This window comes from Streptomyces poriferorum (genome assembly GCF_019399235.1).
GTDB lineage: Bacteria > Actinomycetota > Actinomycetes > Streptomycetales > Streptomycetaceae > Streptomyces > Streptomyces poriferorum.
This window is the reverse complement of sequence record NZ_JAELVH010000644.1, coordinates 1-450: the sequence shown is the minus strand read 5'-3', so window position 1 is coordinate 450 and position 450 is coordinate 1. Positions and strand designations below refer to the sequence as shown.

The following is a 450-nucleotide window of genomic DNA, read 5'->3' as shown; positions in this document are numbered from 1 at the left end:
CCGCGCGTCATCGACTTCGGTATCGCGTACGCGGCGGACGCGACCTCGCTCACCGGCAGCGGCGTCACCATCGGTACCCCGTCGTTCATGGCCCCGGAGCAGGCCGCGGGGCGCCGGGTCACTCCGGCCACCGACATCTTCGCGCTCGGTCAGGTCGCGGCGTTCGCGGCCACGGGCTCACCGGCCTTCGGTGAGGGGACCTCGCACGGGGTGCTCTACCGGATCGTCCACGAGGAGCCGGACCTCACCGGTGTGCCGGAGCGGCTGATGGAGCTCGTCAGCCGGTGCCTGGCCAAGGACGCGGAGGCCAGGCCCTCGGTCGCCGAGGTCATCGCGCTGTGCCAGACCGCGAACGCGGAGACGGTACTGCGGCGCCCCGAGGACTGGCTGCCGAGCCCGGTGGCCGCTGACATCACCGTACGGGCGGCGGCCCCGGCCCCCGTCCAGACC

At 73.8% G+C, this 450-nt stretch carries 1 protein-coding gene; it reads left to right on the top strand.

All coding sequences use genetic code 11. The features are described from left to right. Window positions 1-450 (top strand): protein kinase domain-containing protein (locus tag JGS39_RS40215; RefSeq protein ID WP_219574682.1); only part of this gene is annotated, 450 nt, incomplete at both ends.